22 protein-coding genes are annotated in these 23,926 nt (G+C 74.7%); 2 read left to right on the forward strand and 20 right to left on the reverse strand.

Annotation, left to right across the window (positions count from 1 at the left end; translation table 11 throughout):
- Positions 1 to 262 precede the first annotated feature (262 nt).
- Positions 263 to 1,015, reverse strand: coding sequence for an MBL fold metallo-hydrolase (locus ACFQ87_RS36580; RefSeq protein ID WP_380615249.1), 753 nt, complete (start codon positions 1,013 to 1,015; stop codon positions 263 to 265).
- A gap of 71 nt (positions 1,016 to 1,086) precedes the next feature.
- Positions 1,087 to 2,037: a saccharopine dehydrogenase NADP-binding domain-containing protein gene (locus ACFQ87_RS36585; RefSeq protein WP_380615250.1), complete on the reverse strand. Its 951-nt coding sequence runs from the start codon at positions 2,035 to 2,037 to the stop codon at positions 1,087 to 1,089.
- Positions 2,038 to 2,193: 156 nt separating this feature from the next.
- Between ACFQ87_RS36585 and ACFQ87_RS36590 the strand changes: the two genes are divergently transcribed.
- Positions 2,194 to 2,673 (forward strand): MarR family winged helix-turn-helix transcriptional regulator, encoded by a 480-nt coding sequence (locus tag ACFQ87_RS36590; protein ID WP_380615251.1) that lies wholly within the window; start codon positions 2,194 to 2,196, stop codon positions 2,671 to 2,673.
- Positions 2,674 to 2,836: 163 nt separating this feature from the next.
- Here ACFQ87_RS36590 and ACFQ87_RS36595 read toward each other — a convergent pair whose 3' ends face one another.
- The 11 genes from ACFQ87_RS36595 to ACFQ87_RS36645 all read right to left on the reverse strand — a co-directional run bounded on the left by ACFQ87_RS36595 (position 2,837) and on the right by ACFQ87_RS36645 (position 11,601).
- Positions 2,837 to 3,223: an RNA-guided endonuclease InsQ/TnpB family protein gene (locus ACFQ87_RS36595; RefSeq protein WP_380615252.1), complete on the reverse strand. Its 387-nt coding sequence runs from the start codon at positions 3,221 to 3,223 to the stop codon at positions 2,837 to 2,839.
- Positions 3,224 to 3,257: 34 nt separating this feature from the next.
- Complete coding sequence (locus ACFQ87_RS36600; protein WP_380615253.1) at positions 3,258 to 4,031, reverse strand: NADase-type glycan-binding domain-containing protein; 774 nt, start codon at positions 4,029 to 4,031, stop codon at positions 3,258 to 3,260.
- 346 nt (positions 4,032 to 4,377) lie between these two features.
- Positions 4,378 to 4,518 carry a hypothetical protein gene (locus ACFQ87_RS36605; RefSeq protein ID WP_380615254.1) on the reverse strand — a complete coding sequence of 47 codons (141 nt, stop codon included), beginning with the start codon at positions 4,516 to 4,518 and terminating at the stop codon, positions 4,378 to 4,380.
- 80 nt (positions 4,519 to 4,598) lie between these two features.
- Positions 4,599 to 5,165 carry a phage tail protein I gene (locus ACFQ87_RS36610; protein WP_380615255.1) on the reverse strand — a complete coding sequence of 189 codons (567 nt, stop codon included), beginning with the start codon at positions 5,163 to 5,165 and terminating at the stop codon, positions 4,599 to 4,601.
- Positions 5,166 to 5,315: 150 nt separating this feature from the next.
- Positions 5,316 to 7,277 carry a putative baseplate assembly protein gene (locus ACFQ87_RS36615; protein WP_380615256.1) on the reverse strand — a complete coding sequence of 654 codons (1,962 nt, stop codon included), beginning with the start codon at positions 7,275 to 7,277 and terminating at the stop codon, positions 5,316 to 5,318.
- On the reverse strand, positions 7,277 to 7,717 hold the full coding sequence (locus ACFQ87_RS36620) for a GPW/gp25 family protein (RefSeq protein ID WP_380615257.1): 441 nt from the start codon (positions 7,715 to 7,717) through the stop codon (positions 7,277 to 7,279). Before ACFQ87_RS36620 ends, ACFQ87_RS36615 begins: the two co-directional genes overlap by 1 nt.
- Positions 7,714 to 8,025, reverse strand: coding sequence for a PAAR domain-containing protein (locus ACFQ87_RS36625; RefSeq protein WP_380615258.1), 312 nt, complete (start codon positions 8,023 to 8,025; stop codon positions 7,714 to 7,716). Before ACFQ87_RS36625 ends, ACFQ87_RS36620 begins: the two co-directional genes overlap by 4 nt.
- A 75-nt stretch (positions 8,026 to 8,100) precedes the next feature.
- Positions 8,101 to 9,879: a VgrG-related protein gene (locus tag ACFQ87_RS36630; RefSeq protein WP_380615259.1), complete on the reverse strand. Its 1,779-nt coding sequence runs from the start codon at positions 9,877 to 9,879 to the stop codon at positions 8,101 to 8,103.
- Positions 9,876 to 10,598 (reverse strand): LysM peptidoglycan-binding domain-containing protein, encoded by a 723-nt coding sequence (locus tag ACFQ87_RS36635; protein WP_380615260.1) that lies wholly within the window; start codon positions 10,596 to 10,598, stop codon positions 9,876 to 9,878. Before ACFQ87_RS36635 ends, ACFQ87_RS36630 begins: the two co-directional genes overlap by 4 nt.
- Positions 10,599 to 10,665: 67 nt before the next feature.
- Positions 10,666 to 11,091: a phage tail protein gene (locus tag ACFQ87_RS36640; protein ID WP_380615261.1), complete on the reverse strand. Its 426-nt coding sequence runs from the start codon at positions 11,089 to 11,091 to the stop codon at positions 10,666 to 10,668.
- 84 nt (positions 11,092 to 11,175) lie between these two features.
- Positions 11,176 to 11,601: a hypothetical protein gene (locus ACFQ87_RS36645; protein WP_380615262.1), complete on the reverse strand. Its 426-nt coding sequence runs from the start codon at positions 11,599 to 11,601 to the stop codon at positions 11,176 to 11,178.
- 2,065 nt (positions 11,602 to 13,666) lie between these two features.
- Here ACFQ87_RS36645 and ACFQ87_RS36650 point away from each other — a divergent pair.
- Positions 13,667 to 14,233, forward strand: coding sequence for a hypothetical protein (locus ACFQ87_RS36650; protein ID WP_380615263.1), 567 nt, complete (start codon positions 13,667 to 13,669; stop codon positions 14,231 to 14,233).
- Between the two features lie 469 nt (positions 14,234 to 14,702).
- On the opposite strand, the gene ACFQ87_RS36655 is transcribed toward ACFQ87_RS36650, so the two are convergent.
- From ACFQ87_RS36655 to ACFQ87_RS36685, 7 genes are all read right to left on the reverse strand, one after another.
- Positions 14,703 to 14,861 (reverse strand): DUF6760 family protein, encoded by a 159-nt coding sequence (locus ACFQ87_RS36655; RefSeq protein WP_181970396.1) that lies wholly within the window; start codon positions 14,859 to 14,861, stop codon positions 14,703 to 14,705.
- Positions 14,858 to 15,343 (reverse strand): hypothetical protein, encoded by a 486-nt coding sequence (locus ACFQ87_RS36660; protein WP_380615264.1) that lies wholly within the window; start codon positions 15,341 to 15,343, stop codon positions 14,858 to 14,860. Before ACFQ87_RS36660 ends, ACFQ87_RS36655 begins: the two co-directional genes overlap by 4 nt.
- The gene (locus tag ACFQ87_RS36665; protein ID WP_380615265.1) at positions 15,340 to 15,780 is read right to left on the reverse strand and encodes a phage tail protein; all 441 of its coding nucleotides are present in this window, start codon (positions 15,778 to 15,780) and stop codon (positions 15,340 to 15,342) included. Before ACFQ87_RS36665 ends, ACFQ87_RS36660 begins: the two co-directional genes overlap by 4 nt.
- A 53-nt stretch (positions 15,781 to 15,833) precedes the next feature.
- Positions 15,834 to 17,378: a phage tail sheath family protein gene (locus tag ACFQ87_RS36670; RefSeq protein WP_380615266.1), complete on the reverse strand. Its 1,545-nt coding sequence runs from the start codon at positions 17,376 to 17,378 to the stop codon at positions 15,834 to 15,836.
- Between the two features lie 239 nt (positions 17,379 to 17,617).
- The gene (locus ACFQ87_RS36675; protein ID WP_380615267.1) at positions 17,618 to 19,786 is read right to left on the reverse strand and encodes an ATP-binding protein; all 2,169 of its coding nucleotides are present in this window, start codon (positions 19,784 to 19,786) and stop codon (positions 17,618 to 17,620) included.
- Positions 19,783 to 20,493, reverse strand: a complete 711-nt coding sequence (locus tag ACFQ87_RS36680; protein ID WP_380615268.1) for a DUF4255 domain-containing protein — start codon at positions 20,491 to 20,493, stop codon at positions 19,783 to 19,785. Before ACFQ87_RS36680 ends, ACFQ87_RS36675 begins: the two co-directional genes overlap by 4 nt.
- Complete coding sequence (locus ACFQ87_RS36685; RefSeq protein WP_380615272.1) at positions 20,490 to 23,768, reverse strand: hypothetical protein; 3,279 nt, start codon at positions 23,766 to 23,768, stop codon at positions 20,490 to 20,492. The genes ACFQ87_RS36680 and ACFQ87_RS36685 overlap by 4 nt, the downstream gene beginning before the upstream one ends.
- Positions 23,769 to 23,926 lie beyond the last annotated feature (158 nt).

Consider the following 23,926-nt stretch of genomic DNA (forward strand, 5'->3'; position numbering starts at 1 on the left):
GATCCCCGCTCCGAAAAGCGAATCGACCGCAACCCAATTAAACGCGCACACCGAATAAGCACCGAGCCGCACCGCGACAACGCGAAACGACCGGCGCGAACCGGAAGTGGTGTTTCAGAGGAGTGGCCGCCCCGGGACCGTCCGCGCAGATGCGTGTCCGGTGCTCCCAGTCGAGCGACTGGAAGACAGTACCCCTACTCAGCGCCCGAGACAAATACCCAGCCCGGACCACAGCAGTGCGGCGCCCTCCCCTCTCCTGCCGCTATCGAATGCCGCCGGCCACCGCCAGCCGTGCGGCCTCCGCCAGGCCGTCCCGCCATGGTTCGCCGTGGCCCGGCAGAACGGTGTCGATCTCGTATTCGGCAACCTTCTCCAGGGAGGCCAGTGCCGCCCTGCTGTCCTGAGTGAAGGCCCGGCAGATGACGCAGGGCCCGACGTGGCCGGCGACCGCGTCATTGGTGACCAGTGCGTCACCGGTGAAGGCGACGGAGGCCTCTGGGAGGAGGTAACTGGTACTGCCGTGCGTGTGCCCTGGGGTGTGCACCGCCAGAGGCAGACCGGGAACGTCGAGTCGGGTGTCGTCCGCGAAGGTGCGGAGCTCCCGGACCGCCGGCGTGCGGAGCGCACCGCCCCGGGCCAGGTGCAGCGGTGCCCGCAGGGCGCCCGGGCGCCGGACCGCGTAGCCGAGGAGGGAGCGCTCGGGGCGCCAGACCTGGTTGAGGCGCCGTGGTTCGGCCAGGATCGGCGCGTCGGACTCGTGCACCCAGACGTCGGCCCCGGATTCCACGCGGACCCGCTCGGCCAGACCCACGTGGTCCGGGTGGCCGTGAGTGATCAGGACCGCCGCGATGTCGATGACGGGTCTGCCGAGACCGCGCAGTGCCCCGAGCAGGCCGTCCCAGTGCGCGGGCAGCCCGGCGTCGACCAGCACCAGGGCCTGGCCTGTGTCGACGAGGTAGAAGTTGACCAGGTCGTCGCCCAGCCGGTGCACGGTGGGCGTCGGGCACTCAGCCAAGGGCTCCGTCGGGGAATCGGTCGGAGACTCGGTCGGCGAATCGGTCGAGGACTCAAAGGCGCTCATCCGGATCACCGGCCGAGCTGGACGGTGGTGTCGGGCAGGGCTGCGACGCGCTCGGCACCGAGCAGTCGCGCCGCCGTCCGGGCGCCCGGGCGCGGGCCGTCGAGCAACGTGGCCGCGGCCGCCGCGGCCAGGGCCGCGGTGAAGGCGAATCCCTCGCCCGTACTCAGCTCGGCGACCTGCCGTCGGCCGTCCCCGGCGGTGAGTTCCGCGTAGGCGTAGGAGCGGCCGTCCGTCCCGGTGCCCCCGCGCGGTGCAGCGTACGCGGTCACGTCGGGCGCGCCGCCGGCGTCGCGCGCCGCCTCCAGATCTCCGGTCGGCACGGGGATCACCGTCCGGCCGACGCCGCCGAAGGTGAGCGTCGTAGCGCCGTCGCCGAGCCGGAAGCGGACCAGCTCGCCGGCCCGGTAGACGGTGGCGCCCTCGGCAGCGGCCTCGGCCACCGTGGCGCGGACGCCCTCCGTGTCGTACGCGGTGGTGGCGGCCGAGGCAACGACCACGCTCGCCGGGTCCGCCATCCGCTCACCCAGGGCCAGCACCAGCGCCTCGGTGGCGGCCGGTCCGAAGCCGGCCCCGGTGACGAGCGCGACGCCCCGCTCGCGCGCCTCGGCGTCGCGGTCGAGCAGGGCACGCACGGCGGCCCGCTCGTTGGCGATGTCGACGTACGCCGTGCCGGCATCGAGGCAGGCGCTCACCACGGGCGGGGCCAGGCGGGCGAACGGGCCGACCGTGTTGACCAGCACCTTTCCCGCCCGGGCCGCCGCGGCCGGCGAGGCGGGGTCCGCGAGGTCCGCGGCCAGGACGGTCACCGCCCCGCTGTCGAACCGCGCCGCGATCGACGCCAGTCGGCCCTCGTCCCGGCCGACCAGCGTCACCGTCCCACCTTGCTGGACGAGGTGTCCGGCGATCAGGTTGCCTGCGGTGCCGGTGGCACCGAGAACGACGAAGTCGGATCGCATGATCGTGCTCCTTCCGCCCGAACGGGCTTCCGTCGATGACGGGACAACAATGACACAACATCGATGTCTCGTCATCAATGTCGCAGCATCAATGTCGTGTCATTGATATGCTGGCCCCGCACCCGGTCAACCGACGGACGAAACGAAGGGCAGCCCGTGACCGCCGACCACAGCCGCACCACCCGGGCTCCGCAGGACGAACTGCGCTACCTGCTCCTGGCCGCCCAGCGCGAGGGCAGCCGCCGGCTCGGCGACGCCCTGCGCCACCTGGGCCTCACCCCCGCCCAGGCCGAGGTGCTCGACGTCCTCGCCGCGCACCAGCCGGTCACCCTGGCCGCCCTCGGACGCCTGCTGGTCTGCGAACAGGGCAGCCCCAGCCGGCTGGTCGACTCCCTGGTCCAGCGCGATCTGGTGAGCCGGATCCCACACGAGCAGGACAAGCGCGCCGTCCTCATCCAACTCACCGACGCCGGAGGCACCCTGGCCGCCCAGCTCGGCGACGCGACCGCACGGCTGACCACCGAGATGGCGGCCCGGCTCACGGCCTCGGACGTCGACACCCTCACCGCCCTCCTGCACACCCTCCTCGACGGCACTGACGCCGCCCGGGCCATCCGCAGCCGATACCCGCACTGAGCGTCCCCGGACGGCGAGCCCGACGTGAACGGGCCGGGGCTGTCCGCTACCCGACCGGGCGCACCGCTACCTGAACAGGCGGTCGCCGCCGTTGGCCATGCGGTGAGTGGAGCTGTGGCGGTTCACCCATTGACGTCCTCCCGGCCCTGAAGGACCGGGACTCCTACCACGGTCGAGTGACCGTCTCGGTGGGTTCCTGCTTCATCGCGCTGCGCCGGGACAAGCCCGGTCTTACCTTCGCTCCACAGGCGTTTAGTCTGTCCGCCCGTCCGGCGGCCAGGATGTTGCATGCTGCGTTCACGTCGCGGTCGTGGACGGTTGCGCAGCCCCCGCAGATCCATTCGCGGACCGTGAGGGGCTTGGGGCCGTCCTTGACTCCGCAGGTCGAGCAGACCTGGGAGGTGGGCTCGAAGCGTCCTGTCCTGCCGAAGTAACGGCCGTGCTTGGCGGCCTTGTACTCCAGCATGGTGAGGAACGCGGACCATCCGGCGTCGTGCACGCTCTTGGCGAGCCGGGTCCGCCCGAGGCCGGACACCGCAAGGTCTTCCACGTATACCGCTTGGGTCTCACGGAATGAATGACCATCAGGTGCGTTTGAAGAACTCCACCTCGGCCAGGGCGATGGCGCGGCCGGAGCCGATCCCGGCGGCCTCGCGGACGGTGAGCTTCACCTGGACGACGTCACTGATCCCGGTCGCCACGGTCTGCGGGCCCGGCTGGTCGTTGAGCGTGATCTGTTGCCGGTGCACCTCCCCGTCCGAGGCCGTGACCTCCAAGGACAGGACGACGGGACGGGCCTGCTGCTGGTAGCGCTGCGGGTCCGCGGAGTCGCCGGTGTGGACGATCAGGTCCACCAGCCGGAACGGGGTGCGGAAGCCAAAGGTGATGGAGTCCCCGATCGCGGGCGCTCCCCAGTAGGTGTTGGTGAGGCCGTCGTCGGCCGCGGTCGCGGGATGCCCCTCGACCGAGGCGCTCGCCGAGACCTGGGCCGGGGTGATCGGCGCGGTGCTGCGGAGCTTGTCCAGCACGTCCTGGAAGACGTCCTTGCCGACCGGGTAGAGCAGGATCCCGCCGACGACCACCGCGACCAGCACGAGCAGCGCGATGGTACGGCGCAGCGCGTTGCCCGAACCTCCCATCCGCACCCGGCGTCGGAACGGCCAGCGGGTGCGCCACCACGGCAGCTTCGGCGGGGCCGCGGTGTCGGTCAGCGGTGCCGCGCAACGGCGGCAGAAACGCCGCTCGGGCAGGTTGGGCGTGCCGCACCGGGGGCAGGGCGGACCGTCCTGGGCCTCGTCGGCCTCGGACGCCCGGACGACCGGGCGTGGTGCGACGGGCTTGGCGGGCTGCACCGCCACCGGATCGGCCTGCGGTTCGGGGGCCGGTGCCGCTTCGGGATCCGGCGTCGGAGCCGGTTTCCGAGCAGAGGTCGGGGCCGGGGTCGGTTCGGGAGCCGGAGCCGGAGCCGGAGCCGGAGCCGGAACCGGCCGTACGCGGACGGACGTCGAGCGCGGAGGCTCGGCCGCCGACGGGACCGACGGCTCCTCGGCGGGCGGGGTCGGCGTCTCGGCCGCATGGGTAGGCGGCTGCTCCCTCCTGGCGCGCGTCACCCGTCGCGACACCGCTCGCCAGGTGGACTCAGTGCGCGCGGTCTCGGGCGCAGCGGGGTCCGCAGGCGAAGCCGGTGCAGTGGGCGCAACACGCTCAGCGGGCGTGGGTGCAGGCGAGGGCGAGGGCGTGGGCGTGGGTGCAGGCGCAGGCGAGGGCGAGGGCGAGGGCGAGGGCGAGGGCGCCGCCGCAGGCCCGGCAGCCGGAGCCTCCGTGGCGGCGGCGGCGCGCGACCACCCCAGGTACGCACCGCAGTTGCCGCAGAAGTCGTCCCCCTCCCCGTTGGCCGTTCCGCAGTCGGGGCACACCGGCATCCGTCAGTCCTCCACTCGCCCGGGTGGGCCGGGCAGGATCTCCACCCGGCAGGTCAGGTGGACCGGGCAACCCGCCCTGACGACGGACAACACCTGGTCCTCGTCCAGCCCCGGACCGTCCAGGGGCCAGACCCGGATCAGCACCTCGCCGCTCAGCGCGGGGAGCGGCGGGGCGGCACCGGGGACGGTCGACCAGGAGACGCCGCCGCCGTCCGTGATCTCGGCACCGGCACCCAGCACCAGGCGCAGCCGCTCGGTGAGGCCGCGTCGGGTGCCGCGCCACCGGTGCAGTTCCACCGCGCGCTCGACCACCGCGCGGCGCACCTCCTCCGGCCAGGCCGGGTCGACGTCCACCGCGACCCAGGACGCCAGCCAGTCGAGGAAGTCGGCCGGCGCGAGGCGGGGCTGGAAGTAGGCGGGCAGGTTGTCCAGGGTGGCGAAGACCGGGGCGAGGACGGTGTCCAGGCCGGCCGTGAACCGCTGGGCGAAGTCGTCATCGGCGAAGAGCGCGGGGAGCAGCTCGCCGATCGGGTGCGGACTGGGCAGTCCCGGCACTGCGGCCCTACTCATGCGCCCACCTCGCTGCGCTCGGCAGGGGCATTCGCCCACACGCACCTCTCAATGACTCGCTCGCTACGCTCACTCATGCGCCCACCTCGCTGCGCTCGGCAGGGGCATTCGCCCACACGCACCTCTCAATGACTCGCTCGCTACGCTCACTCATGACTGCCCGTCCTCGGCCGCCGCCATGACCACGACCTGGTGCTGATGCGAGAAGACCAGGGCGTCCGGCGGCACTTCGACCCGCTCGGCGGGCGCGCCCCGGCGCCCGGTGATCGGGTCCGCCGGGAACAGCCGCAGCTCCTCGACCCCCGCGACGGCGTCCACCCGCTGGAGCACGGCGAACACCTCCCCGTACTGCACCGCCCGGCCGAACGGCCAGCCCTTGCCGTCGGCGCCGCCGCGCAGTGGGTTGAGGTACCGGTACAGCGCGGCGAGCACCTCCTCGCGGACCCGGTCGGGGTCCGCGGCGCGGGTGGTGAGCCGGGCGACCACCGTCACGCCCTGGTAGGCGGGGGGCTGCACGAGGATCCGGGTGCCGATCAGCCGCCGCTCGTCGAGGGCGGCCGCGACGGCGGCCAACACCTGTTCGTCGGGGATGAGTTGCTCGAACCGCAGCCGGTCGCCGTCGTCCGCGACCGCCTCGGGGACCACCAGCACCCGTACCGCCCCCGCCTCGCCGCCGCCGGCGGGCACGCAGCTGATCCGGGCGGCGGACGGCGCGGCCTGCCGGGCGATCAGTTCGAAGTCCCCGGCGGTGACGGCGCGTTCCTGCAACCGCAGCTGGTGCGGGGCGCGCAGCTTGGCGTTCTCCACGGTCTCGCCGTCGACCCCGCCCCTGGCCGCCTCGCGGTTGTCCACCCGGGCGATGTACGGGACGGAGCTGCGCAGCACCGTGATGGTGCTGCGGGCGACGTTGCCCGCGATCCCGCCGCCGGTGCGGTAGTGCGGGACCCGCAGCTGCGCGCCCTTGGGCGGCACGGCGCCGAACGCGCGCAGGCTGCCGTCGGGTTCCCGCACCGCGGGCGGGAAGAGGAACTCACCGGTGGTCGCGTCGAGCACCACGTGCCGGTCGGTGGGCGAGGAGTCGCCGAAGTGCTCGACGACCGTCCACCGTTCCCACCCCTCGCCGGCCGCGACCTCCACCGCCGGCGGCCCGCCGTCCAGCAGGACCGGCGGGCGGGCGAGCCGGAAGCGCTGGCCGGCGACGCCCTCGGAGGAGCCGAGCGGCGCGTCGGTGACGGTCTGCGCGTGGACGACGGTCGCAGTTCCGCCGACCGTGAACACCTCGGCCCGGCGGATGGTGGGGGACTCGGAGTAGAACGGCTGGCCGGGCTGCGGCTCGGTGACGCGGCAGCGCAGCCAGCCGGCCCGTCGGCCGGCGACCACCGACGCGGCGTGTCCGGCGGGCACGAACACCACCACCTCGCCGGGCCGGTTGAGGCCGCCGGTGGTGTCGCTGCCGGTCTCGCAGCCGATCCAGCGCGCGCCGTCCCACACCTCCCAGGCCAGCGGCGGCTGGCGCGGGTCGACGCCGACGCCCTCCACCCGGCTGTCCAGCCGGACGACCAGGATGCAGCGCGGCACCACGGCCGGCAGGGCGAAGAGCATGGCGTCGCCGGCCACCGGGCGCGGCTGGAAGCACGGCACGTCCGCGCCGTCGGCCAGCCGGGCCGTGCGGTCGGACTGCTCGCCGGAGGCGGAGACGGTGACCAGCCGGTCCAGCGAACTGGGCACGATCGGCAGGTCCTCGGCGGTGGAGAAGACCACCGCGTCGTCGGTCTCGGTCCGCAGTGTGGAGACCTCGGTGCCCGCCCGCAGCAGGACGGTCTCGGGCTGCGGGGCCGAGAGCCAGAAGTCGACCTCGGCCCGGGCCGCGGCGGGCGGGAAGAGCCGGACGCCCAGGAGGTCGAGGAAGGCGGCGTAGTTCTTCTCCGGTACCCGGTTCAGCCGGTAGAGCAGCTGGTCCACCAGGTAGGCGAAGGTCTCGATGAGGGTGACGCCCGGGTCGGAGACGTTGTGGTCGGTCCACTCCGGCGCGCGCTGCTGGACGTACCGCTTGGCCTCGTCGACGAGTTGCTGGAAGCGCCGGTCGTCCAGGTTCGGGGAGGGCAGTGCCATCAGTTCGCGCCCCCGTCCGCGGCGGCCGCCCGGTCCGGATCCGGGTGTTCCGGGATGGTGTAGAAGGGGAAGACCAGGTTGCGGCGGTCGTTGGTGGCGCGCACCGTGTAGTGGACGTCGATGTAGAGCGTGCCCTCGTCGACGCTGTCGTAGGCGATCACCACGTCGTCGACCTCGATCCGTGGTTCCCAGCGTTCCAGCGAGATGCGCACCTCGCGCGCGATCCGCCCGGCGGTGGTGCTGTCGCCGGGGGCGAAGACGTACTCGTGGATGCCGCAGCCGAACTCCGGGCGCATCGGCCGCTCGCCGGGGGCGGTGCCGAGGATCAGCCGGATGGCCTCCGCGAGTTCCCTGTCCCGGTCCACCATGCCGATGCCGCCGGTGGCGTTCACCCGCAGCGGGAAGGCCCAGCCACGGCCGATGAAGCTACTCCCACTCATGCTCCGCCTCCGATCAGCACGTTGAGGCTGCCGCTCTCGATCCTCGCGCCGCAGGCCGTCTTGTCCCCCATGCGGGCCGCGGGCAGCCCGCCGATCAGGACCACTCCCCCGGTCATCGCGCCGGGGTCGGGCAGGACGACGTTGGCCGGGCCCATCTCCACGTGCGGGACGCAGGCGTGCAGGCTGCCGACCACCGCGGCGGGCCTGCCGCCGATCAGCACGGTCGCCACCTTGAGGGCGCCCGGCGGCGGGGTGGTGAGGGCGCCGCCGTGATCGGTGATGTCGCCGGTCCGGGCTGCGGGGGGCATGTGCGGTCTCCATTCCGATGGTGCCCTCGGGTCGTGGGCACTCCTCTACTTCCAGCGCGAGTGTTTGACGTTCCGTCAGTTGATCCGGACGAAGGCCCCCTTGAGCACCGCCTCGGCTCCGCCGTCCACGGTGACCGCCGTCGTGCCCCGGACGGTCACCGATCCGCCGCGCACGTTCACCTCACCGGTGCCCGCGTCGAGGGTGATGCCGGTGGAGGACAGCCGCACCGTGCTCCCGGCCGCGCCGACCGCGCCGTGGACGGTGAGCACGATCTCCCCGCGCTGTTGGTCCAGGCTGACCTCCAACTTCCCGTCCCCGCTGGCCAGGCGGACGCCGGACTTCCCGCCCGGCACGTCCAGCAGCTCAAGGCGGTGGCCCGAACGGGACACCACGGAGCGGCGGTTGACCTTGCCGGCGGCCGCGTCGACCAGCGGCACGTCGTGCGGCGAGGGCCGGTCCACGCCGTTGTAGAGCCCGCCCAGCACGTAGGGGCTGTCCAGGTCGCCCTGCTCGAACCCGACCAGCACCTCGTCGTTGACCTCGGGGCTGACCACGCCACCGCCGCCGTGGCCGCCCCACTGCACGGTGCGCACCCAGTCGGAGACGTAACTGTCGTCCAGCCAGGGGAACTTCAGCTTCACCCAGCCGCGCTGCCCCTCGCCCGGCTCGCGGACGTCGGTGACCACGGCGACGGCCAGGCCCGGCATCCGGGGCCCGCGCGGCGGCGCGTTGCCGCCGGTGACCAGCCCGGCCAGGGAGCGGTCGGGTGCCGCGCTGACCACCACGGTGGTCCGGTAGCCGCGGAACGGTTCGAGGAGGTGGCGCACCCCGGTGGCGGTGTAGCGGCCGGAGAAGGCGGCGCCGACGTTCCCGAGGGCGACCGCGGTGCCCGCCCGCAGCCGCGGGTTGCCCTCGACGACCGCCTCCAGCTCGCCGAAGCCGGCGGCCACCGAGGCGGCCAGCGACCGGGCCGCGGCGGTCGTCTCCGCCTGGGTGCGGTACGGGGTGTCGGCGACCGTCAGCCGGGCCGGGCCGGGGAAGGCCGAGGTCACCTCCGAGGGGCTCATCCCCGGCTGCACGGTCAGCGAGGTCACCGCCGGTTCGGTGGCGACCAGGGCGCTCTTGGTGGTGACGTTCCAGCCGCGCGCCTCGACCGTGTCAGCGCCGGCCACCCCGGTCAGCACACCGCGCAGCTCCAGCAGGTTGCGGCCGTACTCCAGCACCATCGGGCTCTGCGGCGCGGGGGTGGAGGGGGCCGGCGCGCCGGACGCGGGCTCGGGCCGGACGAACTCCAGCTGCCCGTCGTCGTCCACCCGCACCTGCGCACCGCTCTCCTGCGCCAGGAACTGGAGGAACTCCCAGTCCGGGACGTTCGCTTGGGACAGCTGCTGGTGGACGACCGGGAAGGAGTCGACCCGGCCGCAGGAGAGGCCCGCCCCCGCGGCCACCTCGCGGACGATGTCGGCGGTCGTCATGTTCCGGAAGGCCTTCACCCGGCGCCCGCGCATCAGCCGGTGGGTGGGCGCCGAGGCCCGCACCACGGTGTACGAGCCCGTCGTGTCGACCTCCAGCTCCAGCGCGGTCACCTCACCGGTGAACAGCCGCACCTGGGTGTGCCCCTGCACGGTGACCACCGACACCTTCAGCTTGGTACCGATGGTGATCCCGGTCGTGGCGAGGAAGGTGTGGTCCGCGTCCCGGAAGCTCAGCACCGCGGTGTCGGGCAGGCCGACGCTCTCCTCGATGTCACAGGAGACCAGCTGGGCCGCCCAGACCGGCGGCAGCGGGCCGGGCGCCTCGACGACGGGATCCGCGGCGAACGGCCGGCCGCCCCGGGCCTCGGGAGTGGTCATCGCCGCCCGCCCCGGGTGAGTTCGTCGATCCCCGGCACGATCAGCTCCGCGCCGGGGACCAGGGCCAGCGGGTCGTCGATGTCGTTGGCCTCCGCGATGGTGCGCCAGGCCGTCGCGTCCCCGTACGCCCGCCAGGCGAGCAGCGGCAGGCTGTCGCCCGCGATCACCCGGTGGGTGCTGCGGGCCTCCGGCGAGCCGGAGGTCGGGTTCTGGCCGGCCGGGTCGACGCTGGCCTCGTCGATGGAGAGCGAGCAGACCGCCCGCAGCGGATTGCCGTCCACGTCGAAGAGCGTGTAGGTGACCGAGAGGCCGGTCAGCACCCCGTTGAACGAGGTCGTCTTCAGGGTGCCCCAGTCCAGCCGGATCCACGGACTGGCCGGTGTCTTGCGCGCCAGGCTGGTCGGGGTGGGCACGCACGCCGTCATCAGCTGCTCCACCGCCCGCTCCACCGAGTTGTCGTGGGTCGCGGTCGAGTCCAGGAACACGTCGAGCGAGAGCGAGCGCGGACCGCTGCCGACGAACTCGGGCAGCGCGGACTGGCCCGCCATCCGGGACGGCGTGCGCCGCCACTCGGTGGACTTGCGCAGCACCAGGGTCGCCGGGTTGAACTGCAGCGGAAGTCGCGCGATCGCACCACCGGGCTGGGCGCCGACGGTGGACGGGGGCTCCATGATGGTCAGTTGGGCCCGGGTGACGCTCGCGGGGACCGCTGGGGACATCCTCGGTGTTCCTTACGTGGGCGGGACGGCTGGGTGAGACGGGAGAGGTGCGGGACCTGGGATGCGGTCAGGACGGGCGCAGGCCCGCGTGGGCGATCTCCAGGGTCTCCACCGCGGCCTGGGAGTTGGCCGGGTCGAAGGACGGGCCCTCCCACCGGACCGGCACGATCCCGAGCACCTGCCAGCCGACGATCCGGCTCAGGTCGGGCCGCAGCGCCACGATCTCGCCGTCCTTCGGCTCGACCTTCCGGACGATCTCGCTCAGCCATCGCGCGATCTTGGTCGTGTCCGCGGTGACCGCGCGGGTCAGCGTGATGTTCGACCAGGTGATGCGGCCCGGCAGCTGCCAGGAAAAGCCGTTGTTGCCGCCCTCCGCGTACTGCTCGATCTCGACTTGGGCGCCGAGTCCGGAGCAGGTGGTGAACTCGCCCAGGTCGTTGCCGCCGATGGTCAGGCTGAAGAACACACTGCTCGCGAAGATGTTGTCGGTCATCGGTTCCGCTTCCTGCTTCCTTGCTTCCTGCTACCGGTCACTTCGCTGCGGTTGTCTGGCGGCCGCCCTCCGCCGGGCCTGCGCTCAGCGGCGCAGGTCGTACGGTTTCCCGCCGCGCTCCCTGCCCCGGCGCAGTTCGGTGCGCAGTAGGCGCCCGACCGGTTCGACCAGACGCCGGGCCAGCTCGTCGAGGTCGGCCGGCCCGCTGCCGCCGGTCTCGGCGGGCGATCCGCCGACGGCCTGCGCGGCGGACGAGGCGCCCGGCGGTGTCGAGGCGGCCCGGGACGGCGAACCGGTCGCCGGGGCGGCCTGCACCGTGACCGGCCCGCGCGCGGGTACGGCGGTCAGCGGCACCCCGATCAGGCCTGCCTGCTCGGCCACCCGCTGCAACAGCCGCGCCGTGCCGGGGGACGGCGGGGCGGACTGCGCGGGCTGCGCCGACGCGAACGCGGACGGCCCGGACCGCGCGGGCGCCGGTCGTGCGGACGGGGCGCTCCCGGCGCGCAACACGACGGGCGAGGATGCCGCAGGCGCCTGCGGACCCGGCACGGCCGCGCCGGTGGGCGGCTGCACCGGGGCCGGCTGCACCGGCCGGGACGCGGCCGGAAGCCGCTGGAGCGACGGGGCCGTCAGGGGCGCGGGCCGGACCACGGGCGGGCGCGAGGCACGCGCCACGGCGGACCGCGCACCGGAGTCACCGGGCCTCGGGCGCCCTGCGGACCCGGGCGCAGGCGTGGGCACGGACCTGGGCACGGATGTGGACATGGACGCGGTGGCACCTTGCGGGGTCGTGCGGTCCGCGTCGGTGACACCACCCTGCTGCCACCGTGTCTCCGGTGACACCGGGCCGGCCGCACTCGGCGCCGCCACGGTCAGAGGGGCACCGGGCGGCACTGGGCTTCCCTCCGCTGACGGGCGGTCGGCCACCGTCCGGTCGGGCCGCTGCTCCGACGGACGTCGCGTCCGCGAACGCTGCAGCGCTGCCACGATCCCGCGCACCGCACCGGTGCTGGACGAACGACCCGACGCCGCAGCGGCGCCCTGAGCACGGAGCCGCACCGGACTCCCCTGCGACGGCGGCTGCCCGGTGGCGGTCCGGCCCTCTCCCGCACTCGGCGACTGCCGCGTCTGCGAGCGCTGCGGAGCAGCCGCGACCCCGCTCCGTCGGCCGCCGTCGAGCCACGCCGTCGGCGCGGCGGCGGGCGGTTCGGTGCCCGTACCCGGCGCGAGCGACCGGGTCCAGACGGCCGGCACCACGAGCGGGCCGGGAGCCTGGGTACCGGCACCGGTACGACTGCCGTTACCGGTGCCGGTGCCGGTCGCGGACGGCGTCGTCGGGGCGGCTAGGGCGGACCGCATCGGGCGCTCGCCGATCAACCCGCGCCTGGGGCCGGTGCGTTCGGCAGCCCGCTGCACGTGCGGGCCACCGGCCAGCGGCCGCACGGGAACCACCGGTCCGCTCGTACCTCCGAGCGGTGCGCCGTCCTGGCGCGGGGCACTGCCCTGGCCCGGGGATCCGGCGGAACGGGTTCGGGCCGCCGGGACGACGGGCTGCGGCGCTCCGCCCGGCCGACGCTCCGGGCCGGTGCCGGGCAACGGCGTGGCGGGGCCACCCGCCGGGCCCGTCCCGGCGCCGGTGGGCACGGCGGAAGGCACGGCAGCGGGAACCGCCGCGCGGCCGGGCGCAGGTCCGCTCCCGGCCGCCGGTCCGTTCCCGGCGCGTTCGGTACTCGCATGCACACCGCGGCCGCCGCCGACCGGGCCGGAGCGGTCTGCCGAGCGGCCCTCATCGGCCCTACGTGGTACGGCTGTTGACTCCACCGGACCGTCGCCGGTGCGTCCGACGGCTCGTTGAACGCGCGGCCCTTCACCGACCGGGGGCGCGGCGACGGGGAGCACACGCTGCTCGGTCGCGCCCTCGGTCGGGCTGCCTGGAGCGGCACTCGCGACCGGGTCCGTGATCCGCCGGACCGGTCCGCGCCCGCCGAGCAGCGGCGCGGTGCCACCCGGCACGGCCGCCGTCGGCGGCAGCGCGTCGAGCGGCGCACCCAGACCCGCGCGCGTACGGGCGGGAGCGGAAGCGGCAGCGGGGGCGGGCGCCGGCTCGGGGCGTAGCTGTCCGGCACGTTCGGGGGCGGGCGACGACGGTGCGGGCGAGGAAGTCCCCGGCCCGGCCGGCGTCCGCTGGACGGGTACGTCGTCGACCGGCGCACCTCCGGGGCGGGACGGGGACGGGGACGGTGTCGGACGGCCCGAATCGACGGCCGTACGGGTCGGCAGGCCAGGGGCGGCATCGTGGCCCCCGCGTCCGGACTGCCGGGCGCCGTCGGGCCCACTCCGGCCGGCGGCCGTTCGGGCGCGTCGGCGAGGGGCGGCCTCGCGGTGGCCGGTCCCGGGCTGCCCGGCGCGCTCGGGTTCGCCCGACCCGGTGCCGGCGGGCCCGGCAGCGGCGGGGGCGACCGGCATGGCGGGCGCACCCGAGGCGGCGTCAGGCGTCCGGGGGCCGGCCGCAGGCAGCGGTGAGGCGCTCGCGGGCAGCGTGGTCAAGGGCGCGCCGAGGACCGGACGGGCGGGCGTGGAGGTGTTCGTCACGGGCGCGCGCTGCACCACCGCGTCGGGCCGCCCGGCCCGCGCGGGCACGGCCGTGTCGCCCGGACCGACCGCGGTCCGTACGGCGGCCTCGGCGCTCTCGGACGGCCGCGTGCCCTCGGCCGGTTCGGTCACCGACGCGGTCGACACCGCATCCGTGCTCCGGCCCGACGGCGCGTCGACTGATTCCGGCGTCCCACCGGGAGCCCGGAGCACCGTCACCGGTCGCGCGGGCAGCAGCTGGGGACGCCGCGCCACGGTCAGGGCCTCGCTCACCGGGCGCGGCCGCACCGGACGGGCCCGGCCCGCCGACGCGCTCCGGCTCGGGGACGCGGCAGCCGTGGCAGGCGTCGATACGCCGGGCGCCGCTGCGCCGGGCGTCGACGCAGCCGGCGTCCGTTCATCAGGCATCGGTGCGGCGGGCGTCGGCGCACCGCCGTCGACGCCGCCCGACCCAACCGGCCGGTCGGCGCGACCGGCGCGCTGCGCGGACGGCACCGACCGCACGGGGAGCCGCCGCACGGGAAGCCGCCGTGCGGCGACGGACCGTTGAACCTGTCGCGCCTGCCGCGACCGACCCGATGAGCCCGGCTCCCCGGGCTCCCCCGGTTCTCCGGCCCCGACCGTCTCAACCGCCCCGACGGCCTCCGGCAGCACGAGCTCGTCCCCGCCCGTGAAGGTGGACGGGGAGCCCGGCACCGCCACCGCCCGCAGGATGCCCGCCGGGGCGGACGGGAGGACGGCATGACCGAGCGGGCCGCTGAGCGAGGGGTCCTGCCAGGCGGCGAGCCGGGACCGGAACTTCAGGCCGTCGCTGACGCCGTGCGCCGTCCCGGCCAGGGTCGGGGTCAGCGGGCGTACCGCGCGCCATCCCCCGTCCCCCGCGGCCGGGCGCCGCCGGGCGGCCTCGCCCGTACCGGTGGCCCCGACGGCCCCGGCACCGCCGGAAGCCTCGCCGGGAGCGCCGCCCGCAGCCTCGCCGACCCTCCGGCGGGCGATCCAGTCCCGAAGCCCCACTCTCCTCACCCGCCTTCGCTGATACGGGTGTTGAGCCGCGCGATCTCGCGCACCCACTGCCCGCGTTCACGGTGGGTCAGGTCGAGGATGTCCTCCCGCTGCCAGTGGAAGTGGTAGGCGATGTACGCGATCTCCTCGTACAGCCGAGCAGGCGCGTACGTCACGATTCCCCCAGGCGCCCACCGGCGAGGTCGACCTCGAAGGCGCCGTCGCAGTGCGGGCAGGTCACCGCGGCGCGCGTGTGGCCCTCGCTGTTGATCCGCTGGTAGAGGTCCTGGAGGAACGCCACGTCGGTGGCGTACATCCGCTCGACGATCCCGGCGTGCACGTCGGTGATGTCGCCCAGCCTGGTGATCACGTGGCTGAGCAGCACCACGCTCAGGTAGGCCGGGTTCTCCTTGACCCGCAGGTCGATCTGCGGCATCAGCTCGTCGCGGGCGGTGGCCAGGCGCATCGCGCCGTGGCGGTGCACCGTGCCCTCGTCGTCGACGTACCCGAGCGGCAGCTCGAACTCGAACTCGGTGTGCGGCGCCCGCCCCCGGGGCCCGGCCGGACCGGCCTGCCCCGGGGCCTGCTGCTGCGGCGCGGTGTTCTGCGGGGCCGGAGCGCCTTCCAGCAGCTCCTCCAGGCCGATCTTCCGCCTCACTCTACGCTGATCTCCTCGAACACGATGGTCACGGTCTCCGTCGCGGCGCTGGACTCGCCGGCGCTGAGCGTGGGACCCTCCCAGCGGCTGGCCCAGGCGTTCATCAGCTGGATGCGCCGCAGGGTGGCGCCGGTGGTGTCCTTGACCTCGATGGTGAGGTTCTGCCGAGCGGTGTTGATCGCCCCGTTGTTGAGGGTCTCCTTGATCCAGTCCGTGAACGCGCCGCTCTTGTCGAGGCCGCGGGTGATCGTCACCTCGCCCGGCAGCCGGGCGCCGGGCTGCTTGCGGACGATCAGTTTGCCCTCTTGGGTCACCTGCTTGTACTCGACGACGTCCTGTTCGACCGTCAGGTTGCTGATCTCCTTGACGGACTCGACGTTGTAGCCGCCGAGTTGGACGCCGAATATGTGTGTGGAGAGCGGATCGCCTTCAGCCATGGCTTGTTGTCACCTTCCGATGGGTGCCGACCGACGGGTGCCGACCGTGCTGGTCACTCGTTGACGAGGCTCGTGCTGTCGGAGAACTGGGACAGCCGGAACACCACGAACTCCGCCGGCTTCACCGGCGCGACCCCGATCTCGCAGATCACCTGCCCGAGGTCGATGGACTCCGGTGGGTTGTTGTCGCGGTCGCACTTGACGTAGAAGGCCTCGGTCGCGGTCTGGCCGAACAGCGCCCCGCGCCGCCACTCCTCGGTGAGGAACGCGGTGATGTTCCGGCGGATGCTGGACCACAGCCGGTCGTCGTTGGGCTCGAAGACCACCCACTGGGTCCCCAGGAGGATGGACTCCTCCAGGTAGTTGAAGAGCCGGCGCACGTTCAGGTAGCGCCAGGCCGGGTCGGAGGAGAGGGTGCGCGCGCCCCAGATCCGGATGCCGCGCCCGGGGAACGCCCGCACGCAGTTGACGCCGATCGGGTTCAGCAGGTCCTGCTCGCCCTTGCTGAGGCGGATCTCCAGGTCCACCGCACCGCGGATGACCTCGTTGGCCGGCGCCTTGTGCACGCCGCGCTCGGCGTCGCTGCGCGCCCACACGCCGGCGACGTGCCCGCTCGGCGGGACCAGCACGTTGCGGCCGCTCGCCGGGTCGAACACCTTGATCCACGGGTAGTAGAGCGCGGCGTAGCGGGAGTCGAAGCCCGCCTCCTCGTTGCGCCAGGTGCGCATCCGCTGGGCGTTCAGGCCGGGCGGCGGGTCCAGCACGGCGATCCGGTCGCCCATCTGCTCGCAGTGCGACATCACCGCCAGCTGGACGGTCCGCAGGCCCTCGTCGTCGAGGTCGCCGCGCTGGTAGGCGCTCATCAGGTCGGGCACCGCGACCATGGTGATCTCGTCGATCGACTCCAGGCCCGCGAAGCCGGTCCGGGCCGCGGCGTCGCCGACGTACTCGGCGGGGTCCAGCCGGGTGGCGGGGGCCGTCACCGGCCCGGGTGCGGGGGCGGGGGCGGCGGCGAGGGCGTGGGTCACGCGCTCGGGGCGGCTCGGCGCGGTGCCGGGCTGCTCGGTGACCGCGACGAGCTTCGATTCGCGCAGCTGGGTCACGACGTAGCCCTTGGTGTTCCGGCGGGTCGAGACGTCGTACGTCTCGACGACCTCGGCGCCCCGGCGGACCAGCAGTCGGAACCGGTCCTCGGGGACGTTCTCCCCCTCCACGTCGGCGATCTCGACGGAGACCTCGCCGACGCCGGGCAGGGCCGAGAAGAGGAAGCCCGCGATCGCCACCGGCGCGGGCGCGCTGACGGCGGCGGGCGCGCCGCCGGACGCCTGTCGGGCCGGGTCGCCGACCCGCACGACGTAGGCGGAGCCGCCGCCGTTGGCGAAGAAGCCGTACACCGAGTGCGCCAGGTAGGTGCCCTCGGTGAAGCCGCCGAACCGCTGGACGTACTGGTCCCAGTTGGTCACCAGCGTGGGCTCGTGGAAGGGTCCGGTCTCGGCGAAGCCGACGAAGGCGGCGACGGCCGTGCCGACGCCCTCGATCGGCCGGGCACCGGACTGGACCTCCTCCACGTACACGCCCGGGGTGAGGTACGACGGCATTCGCGCTCCTTCGGGTGGCCGGTCATTCGCCTCATTCGCCCCCGAGTCTGCTGCCCGGGCGCCGCTCGGGGACATGTCCCCAGGTCCCGGACCGGGGGCAGGAACGACTGCCCCCGGCGGGCAGCTCGGCGGGTACTCCCAGGCTGCTCAGACGGCCCCGCCGTCCCCGGCGGCGCTGCCGCACCGGGCGTCCCCGGGCGGGATCAGGCGGCCCCGCCGCCGTGCGTGTCCCGCCGTGCTCAGGCGTGCCCGGTGTCCCCGAGGACGCCCAGCCACGGACCGAACTCGCTCTCCAGCACCAGCCGGCCGAGCTTGCGGTACTCACCGACCACCGCGGCCACCAGCTGCGCCATGCCCAGCGGGGCGCCCGTACCGGCCGCCAGGTAGGCCGCGGAGACGGCACAGGCCCGGATGGAGCCGCCGGCGAGCTCGAAGTGCCGCGCGCAGAAGTCCAGGTCGAGGTCGTCGCCGCGGGGCAGCCGCGGCCCCAGGCAGCGGTCCCACAGCACGCGCCGCTGCGCCTCGTCCGGCAGCGGGAACTCGGCGATGACGTCCAGCCGCCGGGTGAACGCCTCGTCGAGGTTGGCGCGCAGGTTGGACGTCAGCACCGCGATCCCGTCGAACGACTCCATCCGCTGGAGCAGGTAGGCCGTCTCCACGTTGGCGTGGCGGTCGTGGGCGTCCTTGACCTGCGAGCGCTTCCCGAACAGCGCGTCCGCCTCGTCGAACAGCAGGACGCCGTTCACCTGCGCGGCCTCGGTGAAGACGCGTTCCAGGTTCTTCTCCGTCTCGCCGATGTACTTGTCCACCACGGTGGAGAGGTCGACGACGTACAACTCCATGCCGAGCTCCGCGGCGACCACCTCGGCCGACATCGTCTTTCCGGTGCCCGAATCCCCCGCGAACAGGGCGATCACCCCGTTCCCCCGGCCGCCGCCCGGCCGCATCCGCCACTGCCCGAGCACCTGGTCCCGGTGCCGGGCCCGCAGCACGAGTTCGCGCAGCCGGGCCGCGGTGGGATCCGGCAGCACCAGGTCGGCCCAGCCGACCGCGGGCTCGATCCGGCGGGCGAGGCGGGCCAGGCCCGCGGCGTTCTGCGCCCGCACGGCGGCCCGTAGGTCCGCGGCGCGCACCGGACGCCGCTCGGCAGCCGCCGTCCGGGCCGCCACCGAGGCGGCCCGCTCCAGCTTCTCCCGGTCCACCCGGTAGGCGGCCACCGTCTCGGCCAGCCCGTCCGTCAGCTCCTCGCTCAGCGGCGTCCCGCCGACGGCCAGGGCGCGGGCCCACTGCTCGGCCCGACCGTGCGCGTCCGGCGGCGGGACGGTGACCGTCACGGGGCTCTCCCGCGTCCAGGCCGGGTCCCACACCTGCAGGCCGTGCACGATCACCGGCACGCCGGCGAGTTCCGCGCACAGCTCGCGCAACAGAGCGGCCCGCTCGGGCCGTTCGGGTTCGAGCCGGTCCAGCGGCCCGAGCACCAGACCGCCCCCGCCCAAGCGCGCCTCGCGGGCGAGCACCTGTACGACGTCTCCCGGCGGGCGGGCGGCCAGCGCGGCGGCGTCGACCACCAGGGGCGGCCGGCCGTCGACCGCGAGGGCGGCCGCCGCGAGCGGGCCGGCGTGTCCGCCCCGGTCCAGCAGGTACACGAGTCCGCCGTCCGCCGCGGTCGCGCGCAGCCGCTCGGCGGGCTCGACGCCGGCTCCGGCGACGGGCGCGTCCCCGGGGACGGCACGGTGGGCCAGCCCGGCGAGCGTGCCGTCCGGCTCGTCGTCGCCGAGCAGATGGGCCGTCACCCGGTCCGGCACGCGCAGGGTGCGGGTGAGCAGCGGGCGCTCCGGCTCGGAGATCTCCAGGAGGCCGCCGGCGATCAGCGGCGCCCGGGTGGAGAACCGGAAGCGGCCGGCGCCCGCGCCCGGCAGTCCGCACAGTTCGAGGGCCAGGCCGACGGTCGCCCGGCGTCGGGTCAGGTCGTCGTTGAGGTAGCCGTAGAGCTGTTCGAAGCGGGAGTCGAGGTCGGGGGCGAGGGCCACCAGCAGGAGGTCGAGGTCCACCGGAAGCAGCCCGAAGGCGGCGCTGAGCCGCGCGAGCAGCGAGCCGGGCGGCGGCGCGGGAGCGTCGGCGGCGGCGCTGTGGTCGCCGGTGTCGCCGGGGGCCGTGCCGCGTCGGCCCGCCGCGCCGGGGGCCGCCAGGATCCGCTCCACCGCCTCCGGGCCGAGGTACTGGCCGCGGTACGGGTCGTCCGGGTCCGGGTCGTCGGCCCGGCGCTCGCGCACCGCGGCCCGGACCCGTCGCTCGACCCGTTGCAGTCGTTCCCAGAGGTGGTCGGGGCCGGCCGGGGCCCCGTCCGGGGCCGACCCGGCGGAGGTCGCCGCCGCGGCCGCCGCGGCCGGTCTGAGGTCCAGGTTCATCGCGCTCCGCCCCGCGGCCGGCGGCCCGGCGGCAGCCGGCGGTCCCGGGGCGCGGCGAAGCCGCCCGGTCCGGGGTCCGCGCCGCCGTGGTAGCGCAGTCGGCGGCCCGGACCGTCGGCGGATGCCGCGCCCTCCCGGGTGGTGTCCTCGACGCGGACCACCAGCCCCTCGGTGACCGGCGGTCCCACCGGGGTGCGCCCGCCCGGCAGCGGGGCGAGCACCCTGAGGTCGATCGAGGGCCGCAGCTCCCCGCCGAGCGCGGACCAGACGTCGGACACCGATGGCAGGCCCGTCTCGCGCCCCGTGATGTCGAGCCCGACGGTCAGTCCGAGCTCGGCGAGCGTCCCGGTGAGCACCCGGGCAGGCAGCGCGTCCACGGCCGTCAGGCACTGCAACACCTCGGCCAGCAGCCGGTGTTCGTCCTGCGGCCGGTTGGTCCAGACGGTGACCAGGTAGGCCAGCTCGAACCAGCGGGGCGCGGCGCGGTGGGCGACCACCACGCCGTCCTCGTCGTACTCGGCGACCGCGCCGGTCTGCCGACGGCCCGTCTCCTCGCGGATCCCGTAGAGGAAGACGCTGACCGTCGGCGCGGTGCGCCGGGCCGCCAGGTCCCGGGTGGGCGCGTCGAAGACCACCTCGACCCCGCGCTCGGGCAGACCGGCCTCGGCGAGCAGCAGCCGCAACGCCTCGTCGACCTCGTGGATCACCGTCGCTCCACCTCCCCCGGCGGGCCGATGTTGCCTTCCACCACGAGGAAGGGCGTGGTCACCGGGGAGAACCCGGGGCCGTCGGCGGTGATGGTCCGCGGGCCCGTCTCGTCCTTGGGGAGGATGAGCAGCTGGCCCGCGAAAGTCCCGTCGGCGCGCGGATAGGTGGGCGCCGCCGCGGCGGTGATGCCGGGCTGCCAGGTGAAGCGCACCGGCGCGCCGGGCGGGAAGTCCACGCCACGTACGGAGGTCACGAAGCCGGGCTTGCCGATCGGCGGCACGGCGACGATCCGGGGCTGCAGGATGCGCAGCGGGGTGCTCGCCCGGTGCGGTCCAGGGGCGGCGTCGGTGCCGGTGGTGGTCAGCTCCGCGGTGACGGTGGTCTCCATCGCCGCCACGGGTGCCAGCACCACCCGGACCACCTGGCTGCCGCCCGGGGACAGGTCGGCCAGTTCACAGGCCCCGCCCTGGCAGCCCGGGGGCAGCCCTTCGGTGGGCACCCCCGCGGGCAGGCCGAGGGTCAGCCGCAGCCCGGTCGCGAGGGCCTGGCCGGTGTTGCGCACCGTGTAGCTGACGGTCACCCGGCCGCCGACGTAACCCGGGTTGGGCTGGGCGTCGACCGACACTCCCGGGCCGGCCAGCGGCGTCGGTGCGGGGGCCGGCGCCGGTACCGGTGCCGGGGGCGGTGCGGGGGTGGGCGAAGCGGGCGGCGTCGGGGTCGGTGCGGGGGTCGGTGTGAGCGTCGGCGAGGCGGACGGCGACGGCGAGGAGCTCGGGGTGGGCGTGGGCGAGGAGGTCGGGGTGGGCGTGGGCGAGGGGGTCGGTGCGTCCTGCACCGGCAGGATCGTCTCGGCCCAGTCGTCCCCGGGGTTCGGGTCGACCACCGTCCCGGTGACGCTCCAGCCGAAGGTCTGCGGGCCGGTCCGGGTGCCGATCAGACGGGCGGTCACCCGGACCACCGCGCCCGGCGCCAGAGTGCCGAGGTCGCAGCGCAGCGCCCCGGTGTCGCACTGCCCGACCGGCGTGGTCAGCCCGCCGAGCCGGGCGCCGGACGGCACCGAGGCCGTCAGGACGGTGCCTGGCGAGGGCGCGGGGCCCTTGTTGGTGACGGTGATCGTCACGTCGGTGCCGCCCTCAACAGGGACCGTGGGGGTCCGGGCGGGCGCGCTCAGCGCCAGGTGGACGGACTGCTGGACGGCCGGTTCCTTCTGGCGTCCCGGCAGCCGCCAGTCGAGCGGGGTGAGCGTGCGGGCCGCGAAGTCGTAGACCGCCAGCCCCTCCGGCGAGTTCGGTGGCAGGGCCCGGCGGGAGCTGAGCACCAGCTGAGCGCCGTTCGCCGTCCAGGCGACGTCGCGGGGCTGGAACGGACCGACGTCGGAGGTGTCGGGCAGCGCCCGGGAGCAGGCGCCCTTGTCGTGTTCGAGCCCGGTGGGCAGGACCACCGTGCAGTCGCCGCCGGTGGGCGAGGTGACCAGCACCCCGTCCTGCCGGTTGTTCCCGCCGTCACCGGCCTTGCGGTTGAAGGCGATGCGCCGGCCGTCGGGCGAGAACACGGGGCTGTCGTCGATGACGTTGCAGGTGCCCGGGCAGATGGCCCGGCTCAGGTCGCTCTGCCGGGTGAGGTCGTCGGCGGGCACGGTCCAGACGTGCATGTTGCCGGCGTTGCCGTTGATCACCTCGGTCCTGGAGAAGGCGATCAGCTTGCCGTCGGGGGACCAGAAGGGCTCGCCGTCGGAGGCCCCTGGCTCGCCGGACGGCGGCTGGACGGTTCCGACGATCGCCCCCGTGGACGCCTGGGCGATCATGATCCGCCCCGGACGCGCCGGCTCCCTGTCACTGCCCGGGGAGCTCCGGCTGAACACGATCAGCCTGCCGTCCGGCGAGAAGGACGGGTCGGTGTCCCGATCGAGCGGGCCGCGTCCGGCCAGGTTCATCGGGCGCGGGTTGGAGCCGTCGGCGTCGGTCAGCCAGATCCGTTGGATCCGCCCGGCGGGCGAGTCCTCGTAGCGGGTCACCACGATCTGCCGGCCGTCGGGTGTGTAGGCCTGCCGCTCGTACCACGGGTCGTACCCGGGCTTGGGGTGGAAGAGCGGGTCGGCTGCCGGGTCGGGATCGGTGTTGGTGTCGGCGGCCGGGTCCTCCTTGAGCACGCTGACGCCCAGGTCGCGAGGGTCGGCCCCGTCGGGGCGGACGTCCTGGAGGTCGGCGACGTCGGCGGTGGAGGCGCTGGTCTGTTCCACCACCGGCCCGCCCTGGGCCTGGGTGCCCAGCCAGGTCGGCGTCGAGATCAACCGGTCGGTGCTGTAGAGCAGTTGGGGATCGGTGCAGTCGCAGGTCGGCGCGCGGTAGAGGTTCACCACCGGCGGCTCGACCGGGATCGAGGGCTTGGGCCGGTCGGCGCTCAGGAAGAGCACCCCGCTGCCGTCGGCCAGCCAGGAGGCGGAGCCCGTGTGCCAGGTGGAGCCGGTGCCGGGGAAGAACGCCTTGTCCCCGCCGGTGGGCGAGGTGAGCATCAGGGTCCGCCCCTGGTCGCCCTTGTCCCAGGTGTAGACGATCTGGTTGCGGTGCTGGTCGTCGTTCAGCGGGTTCCAGGTCGGGTCGAAGGCGTTGCCGGTGGCCACGTTGGTGACCCTGACCGGCGCGCCGCCGGTGAACGGCCGCAGGTAGATCTGGAACTGCCCCCGGTCGCCGTTGCAGGCGTACGCGACCCACTTGCCGTCGGGCGAGACCGTCGGATGCGTCTCGTCGGCCGAGCCGTCGGTCAGTCGGCGCAGCCCGCTGCCGTCCCGGTTGACCACCCACAGGACGTGCTGGGGCTTGCCGCCGGCCTTGGCGGCCTCGACCGCCTCGAAGACGACCCCCTTGCCGTCCGGGGCCAGCGCGGGGTGGGCGGTGTCCAGGCCGGTGGTGAGCTTGTGCACCGCACCGGCCGCGTCACGCAGGTAGACCTGCGGCAGGGTGCCGTCCCGCAGGCTGGTGAACACCAGCTCGTCGCCACGGGCCGACGGCTCCTGGTCGAAGTGGATCGGGCCGGGCCCGAACAACGGGGTGCTGGACGTCCCGCCGGTCACCCGGCCGAGGCCTCGGTGGTTCGTGCCGGCGTAGACGATCCGACCGCCGGCCGGGTCGTCGGCCGCGGCCTGCGACGTGGGGCGGCCCTGCCCTTCGGGTGCGGCGGAGCCCAGGGTCAGCACGGCGGCGGCCAGCGCGAGCAGGATTGCGACGGCGGCTCGGGCCGGCCGCCGGATGGAGCGGGGAGTGCCGGGGGCGCCGATCACGCTCGACCTCACAGGTTGGCAGGGGCGGTCTCCCGGCAGTCTCACCGGCTCGGGGGGGAGGGGGAGAAGGACAGGGGAGGAGAAAAAAGGGGAAGAACAGGAGGTCTCCAAAAGAGGAGAGGGGGGGACTGGGGGGGGGTTGGGAAGGGTTGTGA

The organism is Kitasatospora sp. NPDC056531 (genome assembly GCF_042794375.1).
Lineage (GTDB): Bacteria > Actinomycetota > Actinomycetes > Streptomycetales > Streptomycetaceae > Kitasatospora.

What these genes read in the sequence shown, in the direction of transcription:
- ACFQ87_RS36585 (WP_380615250.1), bottom strand. Translation starts at nt 2,037, where the DNA reads ATGCGATCCGACTTCGTCGTTCTCGGTGCCACCGGCACCGCAGGCAAC.
- ACFQ87_RS36610 (WP_380615255.1), bottom strand. Translation starts at nt 5,165, where the DNA reads ATGAGTAGGGCCGCAGTGCCGGGACTGCCCAGTCCGCACCCGATCGGC.
- ACFQ87_RS36615 (WP_380615256.1), bottom strand. Translation starts at nt 7,277, where the DNA reads ATGGCACTGCCCTCCCCGAACCTGGACGACCGGCGCTTCCAGCAACTC.
- ACFQ87_RS36620 (WP_380615257.1), bottom strand. Translation starts at nt 7,717, where the DNA reads ATGAGTGGGAGTAGCTTCATCGGCCGTGGCTGGGCCTTCCCGCTGCGG.
- ACFQ87_RS36625 (WP_380615258.1), bottom strand. Translation starts at nt 8,025, where the DNA reads ATGCCCCCCGCAGCCCGGACCGGCGACATCACCGATCACGGCGGCGCC.
- ACFQ87_RS36630 (WP_380615259.1), bottom strand. Translation starts at nt 9,879, where the DNA reads ATGACCACTCCCGAGGCCCGGGGCGGCCGGCCGTTCGCCGCGGATCCC.
- ACFQ87_RS36635 (WP_380615260.1), bottom strand. Translation starts at nt 10,598, where the DNA reads ATGTCCCCAGCGGTCCCCGCGAGCGTCACCCGGGCCCAACTGACCATC.
- ACFQ87_RS36640 (WP_380615261.1), bottom strand. Translation starts at nt 11,091, where the DNA reads ATGACCGACAACATCTTCGCGAGCAGTGTGTTCTTCAGCCTGACCATC.
- ACFQ87_RS36665 (WP_380615265.1), bottom strand. Translation starts at nt 15,780, where the DNA reads ATGGCTGAAGGCGATCCGCTCTCCACACACATATTCGGCGTCCAACTC.
- ACFQ87_RS36670 (WP_380615266.1), bottom strand. Translation starts at nt 17,378, where the DNA reads ATGCCGTCGTACCTCACCCCGGGCGTGTACGTGGAGGAGGTCCAGTCC.
- ACFQ87_RS36675 (WP_380615267.1), bottom strand. Translation starts at nt 19,786, where the DNA reads ATGAACCTGGACCTCAGACCGGCCGCGGCGGCCGCGGCGGCGACCTCC.